Annotated in this window: 15 protein-coding genes and 1 pseudogene; 9 read left to right on the forward strand and 7 right to left on the reverse strand. The window is 35.0% G+C overall.

Annotated elements, in window-relative coordinates; all coding sequences use genetic code 11:
• The first annotated feature begins 48 nt into the window (after nucleotides 1–48).
• Nucleotides 49–2,253 (forward strand): TonB-dependent siderophore receptor, encoded by a 2,205-nt coding sequence (locus ACXM0J_RS10520; RefSeq protein WP_086264638.1) that lies wholly within the window; start codon nucleotides 49–51, stop codon nucleotides 2,251–2,253.
• A gap of 58 nt (nucleotides 2,254–2,311) precedes the next feature.
• Here ACXM0J_RS10520 and ACXM0J_RS10525 read toward each other — a convergent pair whose 3' ends face one another.
• Complete coding sequence (locus tag ACXM0J_RS10525; protein ID WP_086264639.1) at nucleotides 2,312–3,730, reverse strand: aspartate ammonia-lyase; 1,419 nt, start codon at nucleotides 3,728–3,730, stop codon at nucleotides 2,312–2,314.
• A 416-nt stretch (nucleotides 3,731–4,146) separates the two neighbouring features.
• Between ACXM0J_RS10525 and ACXM0J_RS10530 the strand changes: the two genes are divergently transcribed.
• The 4 genes from ACXM0J_RS10530 (at nucleotide 4,147) to ACXM0J_RS10545 (ending at nucleotide 7,227) form a co-directional block, all read left to right on the forward strand.
• The gene (locus ACXM0J_RS10530; RefSeq protein WP_002113649.1) at nucleotides 4,147–4,329 is read left to right on the forward strand and encodes a hypothetical protein; all 183 of its coding nucleotides are present in this window, start codon (nucleotides 4,147–4,149) and stop codon (nucleotides 4,327–4,329) included.
• A 109-nt stretch (nucleotides 4,330–4,438) separates the two neighbouring features.
• Complete coding sequence (locus ACXM0J_RS10535; protein ID WP_079284332.1) at nucleotides 4,439–4,660, forward strand: hypothetical protein; 222 nt, start codon at nucleotides 4,439–4,441, stop codon at nucleotides 4,658–4,660.
• A 546-nt stretch (nucleotides 4,661–5,206) separates the two neighbouring features.
• Nucleotides 5,207–6,100 carry a LysR substrate-binding domain-containing protein gene (locus ACXM0J_RS10540; RefSeq protein ID WP_086264640.1) on the forward strand — a complete coding sequence of 298 codons (894 nt, stop codon included), beginning with the start codon at nucleotides 5,207–5,209 and terminating at the stop codon, nucleotides 6,098–6,100.
• Nucleotides 6,101–6,333: 233 nt separating this feature from the next.
• Entirely contained in the window at nucleotides 6,334–7,227 is an 894-nt protein-coding gene (locus ACXM0J_RS10545; RefSeq protein ID WP_003651675.1) for a LysR family transcriptional regulator, read from the forward strand.
• Nucleotides 7,228–7,275: 48 nt separating this feature from the next.
• On the opposite strand, the gene ACXM0J_RS10550 is transcribed toward ACXM0J_RS10545, so the two are convergent.
• The 6 genes from ACXM0J_RS10550 to ACXM0J_RS10575 form a co-directional block, all read right to left on the reverse strand.
• A complete protein-coding gene (locus ACXM0J_RS10550) occupies nucleotides 7,276–8,448 on the reverse strand; it encodes a thiolase family protein (RefSeq protein ID WP_086264641.1) in 1,173 nt (390 codons plus the stop codon).
• A 65-nt stretch (nucleotides 8,449–8,513) separates the two neighbouring features.
• Nucleotides 8,514–9,923: a short-chain fatty acid transporter gene (locus ACXM0J_RS10555; RefSeq protein WP_086264642.1), complete on the reverse strand. Its 1,410-nt coding sequence runs from the start codon at nucleotides 9,921–9,923 to the stop codon at nucleotides 8,514–8,516.
• Between the two features lie 115 nt (nucleotides 9,924–10,038).
• Nucleotides 10,039–10,680, reverse strand: a complete 642-nt coding sequence (locus ACXM0J_RS10560; protein WP_014206696.1) for a 3-oxoacid CoA-transferase subunit B — start codon at nucleotides 10,678–10,680, stop codon at nucleotides 10,039–10,041.
• Nucleotide 10,681: 1 nt separating this feature from the next.
• Nucleotides 10,682–11,386 carry a CoA transferase subunit A gene (locus tag ACXM0J_RS10565; RefSeq protein WP_086264643.1) on the reverse strand — a complete coding sequence of 235 codons (705 nt, stop codon included), beginning with the start codon at nucleotides 11,384–11,386 and terminating at the stop codon, nucleotides 10,682–10,684.
• A 245-nt stretch (nucleotides 11,387–11,631) separates the two neighbouring features.
• Nucleotides 11,632–12,513, reverse strand: coding sequence for a LysR family transcriptional regulator (locus tag ACXM0J_RS10570; protein ID WP_086264644.1), 882 nt, complete (start codon nucleotides 12,511–12,513; stop codon nucleotides 11,632–11,634).
• Nucleotides 12,514–12,626: 113 nt separating this feature from the next.
• Nucleotides 12,627–13,016, reverse strand: coding sequence for a hypothetical protein (locus tag ACXM0J_RS10575; RefSeq protein WP_199992401.1), 390 nt, complete (start codon nucleotides 13,014–13,016; stop codon nucleotides 12,627–12,629).
• Between the two features lie 489 nt (nucleotides 13,017–13,505).
• Here ACXM0J_RS10575 and ACXM0J_RS10580 point away from each other — a divergent pair, with 489 nt between their 5' ends.
• From ACXM0J_RS10580 to ACXM0J_RS10595, 4 genes and pseudogenes are all read left to right on the forward strand, one after another.
• Nucleotides 13,506–13,859 carry a hypothetical protein gene (locus ACXM0J_RS10580; protein ID WP_086264712.1) on the forward strand — a complete coding sequence of 118 codons (354 nt, stop codon included), beginning with the start codon at nucleotides 13,506–13,508 and terminating at the stop codon, nucleotides 13,857–13,859.
• 103 nt (nucleotides 13,860–13,962) lie between these two features.
• Nucleotides 13,963–14,076, forward strand: a complete 114-nt coding sequence (locus ACXM0J_RS10585) for a hypothetical protein (protein WP_139841461.1) — start codon at nucleotides 13,963–13,965, stop codon at nucleotides 14,074–14,076.
• 56 nt (nucleotides 14,077–14,132) lie between these two features.
• The gene (locus tag ACXM0J_RS10590; protein WP_368662603.1) at nucleotides 14,133–14,534 is read left to right on the forward strand and encodes a J517_1871 family lipoprotein; all 402 of its coding nucleotides are present in this window, start codon (nucleotides 14,133–14,135) and stop codon (nucleotides 14,532–14,534) included.
• A 121-nt stretch (nucleotides 14,535–14,655) separates the two neighbouring features.
• Nucleotides 14,656–14,752 (forward strand): annotated as a pseudogene (locus ACXM0J_RS10595) (hypothetical protein); the annotation flags it as partial.
• Nucleotides 14,753–15,016 lie beyond the last annotated feature (264 nt).

The following is a 15,016-nucleotide window of genomic DNA, read 5'->3' on the forward strand; positions in this document are numbered from 1 at the left end:
TGCGTGGCTAAAAATAGACTCCGCAATCATTTCTAGCGCTTTAGAATTATGCACGGTATGGCAGGTAGTTATTCAATGGAAAGACATTCGTTAAATCTTCACTTCATGACATGCTCTAAAACAGCATTGGCGTCATCTATTGCACTCATAACATCTGTCGTCTATGCAAATGAAGTGGAGGTTTCGCAGCTCCCAACCATTACTGTGAATGCTACACAAAATAGTGATGCGTTATATACATCTAAAAAAGTAAGTTTATCTGGTTTTCAAACTGGTGATATAAAGAAAGTTCCTGCATCTATTACTACCATTACAACTGAGCGCATAGCAGACCAACACGCAAAAACGTTAACTGATGTTATTAAAAATGATTCATCGTTAGGCGATGGTTACGCTCCTATTGGCTACTATCCAAACTTTGTAGCACGTGGTTTTGCGCTTGACTTAGGTTCGAGTTATCTCATTAACGGCCATACCATACGTGGTGAGCAAAATGTGGCTTTAGAAAATAAAGAACAAGTTGAAATCTTAAAAGGCATTTCTGCAATTCAAAGTGGAATGTCGACACCAGGCGGTGTTGTTGACTATGTCACCAAAAGACCAGCCGATGTTAAAAACATTACTGTAGATGCAAATTCAGAAGGTGGTTATACACTGGCAACGGATGTAGGGGGCTTTATTAATGATAACTTTGGCTATCGAATCAATTTAGCCCATGAAAGTATTCACCCAAATGTTGATCACGCAAATGGTAAACGTGAGTTTGGTTCAGTTGCTTTAGACTGGAAAATTAATAAGCGTTCTAAATTATTGTTTGATATTGAAGCTCAGCATCAAAGTCAACGTTCAGTACCAGGTTATCAACTGCTTGATGGACAAGAAGTACCAACAAATGTAGATCAAGACCGTTTATTGGGTTACCAGTCTTGGAGTAAACCTGTTGTAAATAACAGTGTAAATGCGAGTTTGAAATATCAATATGCATTTAACGAGCAATGGAATGGTAGCTTAAGTGCGTCTCAAAGCCGTGTTGTGATTGATGATAATAGTGCTTTCCCATGGGGATGTTATAACGATAATTGTGAAGTTACTGGTTTAGGCAATACTTTTGATAAACACGGTAATTATGATATTTACGATTTCCGTAGCCCAGATGACACACGTATTACCAACCAGTTTGCCGCTGGGTTAAATGGACAATTCAACACTGGCAACATTCAGCATCAAGTAGCTTTCGAATTACAACGTACTTATAAAAGCTTAAAGCACCATACACCACTGAATGTAGCTGTAGGAACAGGCAATATCTATGAAGATACGATTGACTACAGTCCATCATCAGAAAGTCCAGGTGATCGTTACAAAGCCCTAAAAAGCGATCAGACTGCATTTACTCTATCTGACCGAGTTCAATTTAACGATCAGTGGTCAACTTTATTGGGTGGGAAACTTATTCATCTTGATGAGCAAGCTTATAAGTCAGATGGGCAGCAAAGCCGAGACACCGATTTAAATAAGTTCTTACCGCAATTAGCTCTCATGTATAGCCCAACTGCTAAGACGAATCTTTATGCTTCATATGCCAAAGGATTATCAGATGGTGGTGAAGCACCTTGGTTTGCTAATAATGCTCTAGAAGTTCTATTACCGAAAAACTCTGAACAATATGAACTTGGTGTTAAGCAACAAATACGCAACTTCTTATTAACAGCAGCTATTTTTGATTTAAAGCAAGATAATCAATATACGACTACAAACTCTGAAGGGAAGTTAGAGTTTGTGGAACAAGGTGAACAACATAATCAAGGTATTGAATTAGGTTTAACAGGTGCCTTAACCGATACAATTGACGTAAGCTATGGCATTACCTATACCAAATCACGTCTAGTTGATATTGATAGTGACAGCTACAAAGGTCATCAAACTCAAAATGTACCGAAAGTACGCGCAACTGCACAGTTATCTTATAAAGTACCTTCAGTTGAAGGATTAAGATTACTCAGTGGCATGCAATACAGTAGCGGTAAATATGCAAACAAAGAGGGAACTGCAAAAGTAGGTGGATATAGCGTTTTTAATGTTGGTGCTGCCTATAAAACAAATTTTGCTGGGCATGACACAACTTTTAGATTCAATATTGATAACTTATTTAATAAGAAATATTGGCGTGATGTAGGCGCATTTATGGGGGATGACTATCTGTTCTTAGGTAATCCTCGCACAGCTCAATTTTCTACAACTTTTAGCTTTTAATAGTTGTTATGGAACAAATAAAAAAGGAGCTTTTAAAGCTCCTTTTTTATTTCAGGAATTAAGCCGACATTTTTGGTTTAACCATATTATTAATCGACAAGATATCATCAAGCACTTGTGCTGATAATAAACCTTCATTTTGAACTAAAGCCAATACGCTTTGTCCAGTTTCGTTTGCTGTTTTAGCAATACGAGTTGTAGTTTCATAACCTAGATATGGGTTAAGTGCAGTCACGATACCAATCGAGTTTTCAACCAAAGCTTTACAATGCTCAGGGTTCGCCGTAATTGTATCAATACACTTACTTTGGAACATTGCCATTGCTTTACCAAGTAAGTCCATTGATTCAAACAGTTTGAATGCAATAAGTGGTTCCATTGCGTTTAACTGTAATTGGCCAGCTTCAGCAGCTAAAGTTACAGCCAAGTCATTTGCAATAATTTGGAAGCAAGCAAGGTTCATCGCTTCAGGAATAACTGGGTTTACTTTACCCGGCATGATCGAGCTACCCGGTTGGCGAGCTTCTAAATTAATTTCATTAATGCCAGTACGTGGACCACTTGAAAGTAAACGTAAGTCATTGGCAATTTTTGAAAGTTTAGTCGCGGTACGCTTTAATAAACCAGATAAAAGAACAAAGTCACCCATATCTGAAGTTGCTTCGATTAGATCAGGGGCAGACTTAATTTTCTTACCAGAAATTTTTGCAAGTGCTTGAATAGCGAGTTCACGGTAACTATATTCAGTAGTAATTCCCGTACCAATCGCCGTACCACCAAGGTTCATATACGCTAAAACATTTGGAATAAGCGTATTAATTTGCTCAAGGTCTTTTTGTAAAGTTACTGCAAAAGCACCAAACTCTTGACCTAATGTCATAGGAACCGCATCTTGTAACTGCGTACGGCCCATTTTTAGGATGTGAGCAAATTCTTGAGATTTATTGCGGAAACTTAAGATTAAATTGTTAAAAGGAAGATTTAGTTCATCTAAGCTTAATAACAAACCTAAGCGAATCGCAGTAGGGTATACGTCATTTGTTGACTGTGACATGTTAATGTCGTTATTAGGATGCAAATACTGATATTGGCCTTTTGCATGTCCCATATATTCTAAAGCGATGTTTGCTAATACTTCATTTACATTCATATTTGTTGAAGTACCAGCACCACCTTGCATCATATCAATCGGGAACTGGTCGTGAAAATTACCACGAATCAGTTGATTACAGCTGTATTCAATCGCTTCAAATTTAGTCTGATCTAAGCTTTTTAGATTATAGTTCGCTTCAGCACAAGCAAGCTTTACCATTGCTAAGGCTTTAATAAGGTGAGGGAAATTTCCAACCTTGCTTTGAGTTAAATTAAAGTTTTCTAGAGCACGTAATGTTTGAACTCCGTAGTAGTCGTTATTATTGATCTCTCTATAACCAATAAGATCCTTCTCAATACGGGTGGTAATTTCAGCGTTCATCATTAAACTTCGAATTAGTAAAGAAGATAATTCATATTAGATTTCGAAATGCTTCACTTCTAATGCATTTATCAAGTTAATTATGCATTTTTTGCATATCAAGTTTTTAATTTTACAGAGAACTAACGAGGAGATTTCACTTACACCTATTAATTTAACTTAAATTTTATTATTTAAATTAATATCTTAATATAAAGATAGGGTTAATTTAAAAAATTGTTGGATATAGTAAAATGTCCTCTAATTTTTGAAAAGCAACCTATTACAAAATTTAAGACTGATTAATTTAAGTGAAATATCAACTTAATTATCTTTATTATTAGCTTTTAAAGTGTAGCTTATCTAACAAATTTATATAAAAATGTGATGCATTTCACATAAAAATAACTATAATATGAAAAAATCTTAGTTTTAAGTTTATGTTAAAAGTCACAGCCGCATTAATTATCTTGGGAAGTTTTACATACTATGTACTTTTCCATGGTGAAGAGAAAAGTGAGTCTAAAACTTCTCGTCTGCTTAAAGAAGCAGAGCAATCTATCGCTTCTGCTGAAACCTCTGTAAATAAGGCCAATAGTATTGTACCCATATCTTATAAGTAGCTACAGCTCTTAGGTTAATCTTTTATATCTTTCATCAAAATATTGTTTTACTTAGACTTTTTTTAGGTTTAGGTAAAAGACTGTATGTATAGAGACAAAATTCATGAGAATGAAGTTTATCGCCTATGATCCCAATTCTGGGGAAAAATTAAGCTTAAAAGAGCATATTCACCACATGGATAAATACACCACTTATATCTTTTTTAGTGATGAAAAAGACAATATGGTGTTCAATCCACAGAAAAAGCAAGTTTTTGAAATTACTCAATATACTTCTAATATGATGGTAGAAATTTCAAGGAAGCTATATTATCTCATTGGTGAATACTAGAAACTCATCTGTATTCAGTTTTAGGTTAAATACTTTAGTAGAATAGTCAGGTTTTTTGGATTGAGCTATACTGCAAGCATATCTTCTGATTTAAATGAATTTATTGAGTCAGAGAGCTTAATTCCTGAAATAAACAAGATATTAATTTTTCTGTTTTACAGTCCGTATTCTTCCCCAAGGTACGGACTTTTTTTATTAAAAATAAAACTGGGGTAAATCTTGTGATTATTTCTGTTTTTTATTAAGGGGGAGTTGGCTATTTACTTGAGTTATATTAATCTTACTGTTTGATTTAAAATAATTTTTAGAATAATAATTTTAAATTTGTTTGAGTTATTGAGTTAAATCAAAGTCTTTTATTCTCTTACGCTCGTTTCTATGTCAGAATTATTCAATACTTATTTTTATTGTTTGGCTTTGCCAATCCTCCATCGCATTTTTGCAGGTACTCCCATGTTTTATAATTTTTATTCATCGATTCAGCTATTTATTCAGCTTCCCAACCAGACAAATTAAGGACATAAATATAAAAAGGGAATGCATAAAATGAACTTAGAAGTACGTTGGGTAGAAGACCTTTTAACACTAGAGCGTGAGCGTTCTATTTCAAAAGCAGCCGAAAAACGATTTATTAGTCAATCCGCGTTTACGCGTAGAATTCAGCAAATAGAAGAGATGATTGGAGCTGAAGTTATTATTCGAAATAATAAAAATAATATTGAATTTACAGACATCGGACGAATTATGCTGGTGATGTCTAAAAATATTGAGAAGCAGGTAGAAGAAACAGCCAAGCTGATTAAAAATATCAAAAATGAAACCGAATCTACGATTCGTTTCTGTGTTGTTCATTCATTAGCATCGGGTTTTTTGACCACTTTTTTAAAGAAATTTCCAACATTTATGCGTGATTTAAAAATAGAAATTGTCGCAACGAATAGTGGAGAAGGCTTATCTCTTTTAAAAGAAGGAGCCTGCGATTTTATGATTTGTTATGCAGATCGATCTAATATTAATCGAGTTGGTGATGATATTTTAAGTGGTATCAAGATCGCCGAAACAGAAATTGTTCCTGTGTCAGCTACCGAGGCTGACCATACGTCTAAGCATACAATTCAGAGTAACTTTTCATTACTTGCTTATAGTAAACATGCTTATTTACGCAAATTGGTCGATCAATTGATTGAAGGTAAATTGATCTATAAAACCTTATATGAAACTGACAACGCCACCAACTTGAAAGAGCTTGTATTACAAGGTTTAGGTGTGGCATGGATTCCAAAAATTAATGTAGAGGAAGATCTCGCTACCGGAAAATTGGTTATGTTGGACCATAACGAATATTGTCTGCCACAGGATATTTATATTTTTAAAAATAATTTGAGTGATAACAAATCTGTTCAGCAAATCTGGAAGGGCTTCCAAACTCAGCATGATTAAAATTCATAATGATATGTGATGTCTTCAAGATATTTACATACAAAGTAATCAATTAAATAACTCATACCTTTGTCTTTGTGATGAAAGGCTTTATAAAGCATTGCTCATGGTCTAGATTCTTTGTTAATTTAGACCATATATCAATAATTCAGAAATTTAGTGGGCATTTTTATATATGCTGTACATGATTTCATTCCTTTTGAATGGATTATTTGATCCAGACGGAGACAATTTTGTTTGATCTAGATAGTAGATTACTAAATATTTTTTATCATATTTATCGGTTTAAAAGTGTTTCAATGGCTGCTGATGCTATTGGCCTTACACAACCGAGTGTTAGTAATGGACTGAACAAAATCCGTCAGCATTTTAATGATCCACTTTTTATTCGTGTTGGGAATGAGATGATCCCAACCGAATTAGCAAAGGAGATTTTTCCACTCATTAGTGAAGTTATTGATAAAGTAGAAAGCATTAATAACTTTAGTGTGAACTTTGATCCGCTAACTTCAGATCAGCTTTTTACAATTGCGATGACAGATGTATCTCATCTAGTTTTATTACCGCAATTAACAAACTATTTAAAAGAGAAAGCCCCTTTAATTCGCTTGAATATTAGGCCGATTACACCAGAAACCAGCTATCAAATGGCAAATGGTGAAATTGATCTTGCAATTGGTTTTTTACCCCAATTAGAAGAAGGCTTTTATCAACAAAAGTTTTTTAAACAACATTATGTGGTGATTAGTTCTAAGAGCCATCCTCGTTTAGACCCAAATAATTTTACTTTAGATGATTATATGCGCGAGTATCATATCGATATTGATGCGGGAATCGGGCATTACCACATTAAAAATGAATTACAGAACAAAGGATTGGATCGGAATATTTTAATTCGATTACCGAGCTATCTTGGAGTGGGATTAGTCGTTCAAGAAACAGATGCGATCGCAACGGTACCGTATTATTTAAGCCAAGTCTTATTGGTGAGAGAAAATTTACAGATTTTACCAGCACCTCTAGACTTCCCAACTTATGATGTTAAACAACATTGGCATATGTCTTGCCATCATAAAAGTAGCCATAAATGGTTCCGTCAAACCTGTTATGAACTTTTTAAAGTCTAAAAAAGTAGGTGTAAGAAAAACTCTTACACCCACTGTGTACTTTGATTTTTAGATTTCAATTGCCACAGCTGTAGCTTCACCACCACCAATACATAAAGCAGCAACCCCTTTCTTTTTACCAAGGCGTTTTAAAGCATAGATGAGAGAAAGAATAATTCTTGAGCCAGTTGCGCCAATTGGATGGCCTAAAGCACAAGCACCGCCATGTACATTTACTTTTGCTTCATCAATGCCGAGTTCATGAATTGGCGCCATTGCCACCATTGCAAAAGCTTCATTAATTTCCCAAGCATCTACTTCATCAACAGACCAGCCAGCGCGCTCAAGTACTTTTTGAATTGCACTAATTGGAGCAACGGTAAATTCGCTTGGATGTTGTGAGTGAGTAGAAGTTGCAACAATTTTTGCCAAAGTATTTAAACCATGACTTTGAGCATATTCTTCAGTGGTGAGTACTAACGCAGCAGCACCATCAGAAATTGAGCTTGAGTTTGCAGCTGTAATTGTACCGTCCTTGCTAAAAGCAGGACGTAAAGTCGGAATTTTCTCAAGATTTGCTTTTAATGGTTGCTCATCTTGATCGATAACTTCGACACCCTTACGCGTTTTGACTTCAACAGGAACAATTTCTTCTTTGAAGTAACCTTCGGTAATGGCAGTTTGCGCTTTTTTCAATGAAGAAATCGCAAAGTTATCCATTTGCTCACGGGTAAAGCCTTTAGTATTTGCCATGTCTTGAGCAAAAGAACCCATTAAGCGGCCTGTTTCTGCATCTTCAAGGCCATCTAAAAACATATGGTCCTTAATCTCACCATGACCCATACGGTAACCACCGCGAGCTTTGGGTAAAATATAAGGCGCATTGGTCATAGATTCCATACCACCAGCCACAATAATATTGGCACTGCCTGCTTTTAGAGTATCTGATGCCATTAACACCGCTTTCATTGCAGAGCCGCAAAGTTTATTAATGGTGACAGCGCCGACATGATCAGGTACACCAGCTTTACGCATCGCCTGACGAGCAGGACCTTGGCCAATACCCGCACTTAACACGCAACCAAAAATAACTTCATCTACTTGTTCAGGGGAAACACCTGCACGTTGGATCGATTCACGGATAACAGCAGCGCCAAGTTCTGGTGCAGTTAAAGCCGATAGGCTGCCTTGAAAACCGCCCATTGCAGTACGGCTACCTGAAACTATAACAATTGAACTCATCTTAATATCTCTTATTGATGTATTTGCTAAATTTGCCTTTAGCCGAAACTAAAGGCGCCGGTAAATTAAAAAGTAGGTGGGGTATAGCTAAGCGTTCTTCCAAAGAACCATAATAAAAATAAAACTAACGGAAAATGCACAACGAGTTGAGTGACTGTAAAACCAATCACATCTTTCGCTTTTAGTTTTAGAATGCCTAACATTGGAAGCATAAAGAACGGATTGATTAAGTTCGGTAAAGCTTCGGCTGCATTATAAATTTGTACAGACCAGCCTAAATGAACTTTCAAATCATTTGCTGCTTGCATAACATATGGGGCTTCAATAATCCATTTTCCACCACCAGACGGTACAAAGAACCCCAGAATCGCAGAGTAAATCCCCATCACGATTGCAAAGGTTTCTTTTGAAGCGATTGAAACGAAAAACTCAGCTATATAATGCGACAGCGATAAATCTTGACTGTTTAAAGCTTGCGTCATAATAAAAGCGATGCTTCCATAAAGTGGAAACTGAATTAAGATTCCTGATACAGCTGGAACTGCCTTTGAAACAGCATTTAAGAAGTTTCTTGGTGTTCCATGCAAGGCTAACCCAAGCATTAAAAACACAAAGTTGTATGTGTTTAAACTTGAAATAGCAATAATTGGATTGCTTTTTGAAAATTCAAAAAACATCCAGATTAAGCCTAATGCGACGACAATAATCGTTAAGATAGGCGAGTTTTCTAACCAATCACCCGGACGCGTCGATTTTTCCTCATGTGGTTTGTCTTCTTCAAATTGAACATCAAAACTATCAATTGTTTTAACATTATTGCCTTTTGGAGCTGACCAGTAAGCGATTGCGATTGACACAATAACCAAAATAATGGTCATCGCAATTGATTGCCAAAGGAAAATCGTTTCGGTAAATGGAATAACCCCTGTTAGGTTATAAATTGACTCAGGTAAACTAGTTTTATTCGCTTGAAGCTGTGCTGCCGAAGAGCTAATTCCAAGTGCCCAAGTTGCTCCCATACCAATAATTGCCGCCGCCGCTGCTGCACGGTAATCCATGTTCAGCTCTTTACGTTTTGCTAATGCAATCACTAAAAGTGCAGTAAGAATCGTACTTACTGCCCAATTGACTAATGAAATTAACAAGCTGACAGTTGCAACTAAAACAATAGCACCACGTCCAGAATTTGGAATACGTGCCATTTTTTGGATTAGGAATTTTACGGGCTTAGATACAGAAACGACATAACCCACAATAATGAGCATCGTCATTTGCAGGGTAAAGGGAATAAGACTCCAGAAACCGTTACCGAAGGAAGTCGCGACATCGTGAATAGGTGCACCAATACCTAAAGAGGCAACTGACACGATAATGACGCCAAGTAATGCAAAAATATATGAATCAGGAAACCATTTTTCAGACCAGTCACTAATCCGAAGGGCAAATCTTTCAAAAATTCCTTGCTGTTTTTCCATAGCTGAAAAATCCTTCTCGTTCTTATTTATAGACAGCACATCCGGTGCTTTAAAGGGCTAAGACTTAAGCTAACTTTGTAACTTAAGTCTTATCTGGCTAACTAAAAATTAGAATTTACGCAACTAAGGTTTTATAAAACTCGACACCTGTAGCAGCTTGAATCTGTTCAAGGGTGACATCTTTAGCAAGTTCAATGAGCTCTACACCTTGAGGTGTAATGTCCATTACGCCTAAGTCAGTAATGACGCGGTGAACCACACCTTTACCTGTTAAAGGTAGGCTACAGTTTTTCACGATTTTTGGCGTACCGTCTTTTGCACAATGTTCCATAAGCACTACAACTTTTTGGACACCAACAACCAAGTCCATTGCACCGCCCATACCTTTGACTTTCTTACCCGGAATCATCCAGTTCGCTAAGTCACCATTTTCGGAAACTTCCATTGCGCCTAAAATTGCAATGTTGACATGGCCACCGCGGATCATGGCAAAAGATTCTGAGCTTGAGAAAAAAGCAGCACCAGGGCGAGCTGTAACTGTTTGTTTACCGGCGTTAATTAAATCTGCATCGACAGTTTCTTCAGTCGGGAATTCACCAATACCTAATAGGCCATTCTCAGATTGAAGCCAAACATTAATATTTTCAGGAATATAATTAGCAACGAGGGTAGGTAAGCCAATACCTAAATTGACATAAAAACCGTCTTCAAGTTCTTTTGCAGCACGTTGTGCCATTTCATTGCGTGACCAAGCCATTTTATACTGCCTCCGTGCTTAAAGTTTTATGCTCAATGCGTTTTTCAGGTGACGCATTAAGTACAATGCGGTTTACATAAATACCCGCTAAATGGATCTCATCTGGATCTAATTCACCAATTTCAACAACCTGTTCAACTTCGGCGATTGTAATTTTGCCAGCCATCGCACATTCAGGGTTAAAATTTTGAGCAGTTTTACGGAATACTAAGTTACCTGCCTTGTCTGCCTTATAGGCTTTAACAAGCGAAACATCTGCTGTTAACGACTCTTCTAAAATGTAGTTTTTGCCATTAAAGGTACGTTCTTCTTTACCTTCTGCAATGAGTGTACCGACGCCTGTTTGTGTGTAGAACGCAGGAATACCAGCACCGCCAGCACGTAACTTTTCAGCTAATGTACCTTGCGGAGTAAGCTCTACATCAAGTTCACCATTTAAATATTGGCGCTCAAATTCTTTGTTTTCACCAACATAAGAAGAGATCATTTTTTTGATCTGTTTTGTTTCAAGCAAAATACCTAAACCAAAATCATCTACACCTGCGTTATTTGAAATACATGTGAGACCAGTCACACCACTTTGCTTAACTGCAACAATCAGTTTTTCCGGAATTCCACATAGACCAAAACCGCCTACGGCAAGTGTTTGATTATCTGCAATAACGTCTTTTAGTGCTGCCTCTGCATTGGCATAAACTTTATTCATTCTATTGTTATCCTATATCCCTTAGTAATCTTAGTTTTAGCATCACATTTTGCGTTATAGAAGTTAATTTTTTTAAAGGATTAATGAGTATATTCAATGAATGCTATCAAATTAACAACAAAAAATTAGATGTATAGAATGCTAAAATCTTCATGAATTTGCATTAATGTATTGAAAGTTATAATAATTAATAAACTTGGCTTAAGCCTATGCTTAGCTCATCCTAAAATGCAGTCTTTAATTTTTTAAAATTTATATTGCACCAAAGCCTCAATAAATTGAGTCGAAATATTTGAAATTTCAAAATTCTTTTTATAAACAATTCCCACAGTTTTATGAATAGCTTCATCCTTTAATTCAATGAGGACATTATGTTCTTTATCAATGTGTTTAGCAAAATGCCTTGGAATCGCACTTACCCCAATTCCATAAGCAACGAAACTTGAGAGTGATGAAATTTGATGACATTCAACTTTTAAATCGAGCGTTATATTATTTCGCAAACAATTTTGTTCAACTAAATATCGAACAATTGAAGGTTTTTGCAATGTCACGAATGGATTTGAACAAAGCTCGGACCATGTAATAGAAGATGATTGAGCAAGTGGGTGAGTCTTAGGTAATAGAGCCAAGAAATCTTCTTCAAACAAAGGTCTAAACTCTAAGCCCTCGGTAAGATCTGGTTCAAAGCAGATGCCAAGCTCGAAAATACCATCTTGTACTTTTTCTATAATGGTCTCGTTAGGGATATCGTGAATTGAAAAGTTAAGATTGGGATGAAGCTCTAAAAATTGATGAATCACCTCAGGCAAAATTGCATGAGTCACAAAGGGCATTGAAGCAATACTTAATGTTCCTCGATTGAGTTTAAAGCGTTGTTTAACGTCGTTCTCCATTTCATCCCAATTGGCGAGTAACTTTTTAGCATAGGGAATGAGAGATTTGCCTTCCTGTGTAAGCTCAACTCGGCGTGTATTACGATTAAATAATTTACCGCCTAATTCTTCTTCTAGGCTTTTGATGGTGAGACTTAAAGCAGACTGGCTGAGATGTAGCTCTAAAGAAGCATTGGCATAGTTAAGTGTACGCGCAAGGGCTAAAAAAGCTTTTAATTGTTTAAGCGTCATTTCTTTCCTTTAGATTACCCAGCTCACTTAGAAGGGTAATTTATACGAAAATTTGTTTAATATGATGTTTTTTTAAAAAATTAAGAAAAAGAAATAAAGAGCAATACGATGAGCTACTTCAGTAAATTTTCCCAACAGAACTCATCTGTGTTATTAGCAAAATATAGAGCCATTCCAACTAAATGAAAAAATAAATGACCTAACCAGATTGCTTGAGGAGCAACTTTTAAGCCTTCTAATAAAATAGTTGTTGAATAGATTGCTAACAAAAAGGTAAAGAGGATGATGTATGTAGTACTCACTGCAAATTTATATTTCGGTACTAATTGAGGAATTTTATAACCAATCAAAATTTGCATACCGCAATTTATGATCAATGAAAGTATAGCTACAAGGACTTGTGGCATATTTAGATATGTTAAAGAGAGTTGCGTAATTATGAAAATAATTTGCCATAGTATAAACATCCCCAAAGGGTACAATATAAATTTAATCCACATCATATTTTGTTTTCTTATCAAGATTTTACATTGTTATTCTATTGAATAATCTAAATTAAATAAATGCTATTTTTAAAAATAAAGAGTATAAATTTGTCCACCCCCATAAAGATAAAAAGATGAATAAAGCTAAAAATTAGACGTCAAAAAATTAAATGCGCATCCTTAATAAGTGAACGGCACTTTTATAATTTAGTTAGCAAGTATCCAAAAGAATATATTAATTTTTACTATTTTGAGATAAGGCTTTATAAAAATCATATGAAAGGTTTGAACATGTCATTGCCATTGGTTTTTGATTCATTTGAGTAAGGCCTAAATTGAATATTTTTTACTATCAATTAAACTATCATTTTGTATATAAATTACTGTAATTAGATGGCTACAACTACACATAGTTCAATATATATTTCACGTCCAAGTAATTACGAGGGAGATGGAACTGACGATAAAGAAGAATTTATTGAGACATGCAATATCCATTTTAAAGATATGTTTAAAGATCAAAAATCAATCTACACACTGTCTGAAATTGAAAAAAAATACTTTGAAAAGTGTGTTTCAGCTTCAAATGATAAATATGCTGCTGAGGAAGTTATTTATGATATTGGAGTTGGTTTTGCGGTACTAATTGTTTTGCTGGGTATAGGCTGGGGATTCTATGAGGCAAAAAAATCTTTAAATACCCCAATGATAATTAATCCCAAGGAAAACACTGAGAATGATACCAATGGAGACCATATCACTAACGGAGTCATCATAGTCCTTTTTTCCGTAATTATTGCTGCATTTATTTATCTAATTTTTAGTTTTGTTTCCGGAATATGGATATCAATTAAATATTAAAGTTTTCAGAGATATATGTGGGCTGGAAAAGGATAAGCCGATTAGTTCTAGTCTTGGTGTGACAAAATAAGTAGAAGATGAAGATAAGGTAAAGAAAATCACTATGGAGGTCGTGCAATCTTTTCTGGTCTCTATTGTAGATATTGATGCATATCAAACATCTCATATTGGTTCAATCAGGTCTAGTGTGTATGGGGTAGGGTGCTATATGAACTGATAGTTTTTTATTTTCTGAACTGTTAAGTTTTAGTCATAATTAAAAGGAGTAATTTCATGAAAAAGATAATTTCATTAAGCTTAATTTTTTCATTAAGTGGATGTGTAACCCCAACAACTCAAATCATTAATAATAAATTTAGTGAAGTACAACCATCAATACCTTCGGTATCAGGTATATGGACGTTTTCGATCGACCCTAACATATCAACAATAAGACTTGACTCAGACGGTAATGGGATACTTTGTGAAGATACTAGCGGCCATGTTGTATTAAACAAAGTTAAGTATGCAAATAATATGATTTACATTCAAAATGATATGGTTCTAGAAGTTAGGTTACTTAACAAAGATATACTCGAAGCAAGAACAATTTTAAGTGCCTCTACTTCAAATATGATCTACGAAGCCGATAATGACTTAAAGGCAGCTTCATTAAAGTGTGTCAAAGAGTTATAGAGGCCTCTTTGTTATTAGCTATCATAGGCTTTTCCATGCAAGATAACATTAATATTCATTAAACAAGCTAAGAGTTGTATTTTCATATAAGCTTTTTTCTTTACTTTTGATAAACGGAATGCCGTTTTTGAGTAAAGATGAGACTATTAAAAAACACGACTCTATATTCCTGTTCTAATCTTTTGATGATTAAGATTCAAATTGCTTTATTCACATAAAGATAAAAAATTATCTGCGTGATATTTCTAAAGAATAATATGAAGTGCATTTATTAAATTAATTTAAAAAATATATTGTTTAATTGTCTTTATTAAATAATGTGTGGATATTAATTTAATTTACTCAATAATTAATAAGTTTTATCAAACAATAATGGCTTTTAAACAATTAAATTTTACCAGCAGACTAACTTAAATATTTGTATTTTATGTATATTTTAAAATTTAAATAAATTGCATTGTTTTTAAATATTTTAGTGATAT

This window comes from Acinetobacter sp. GRABPA_MV_2 (genome assembly GCF_056725885.1).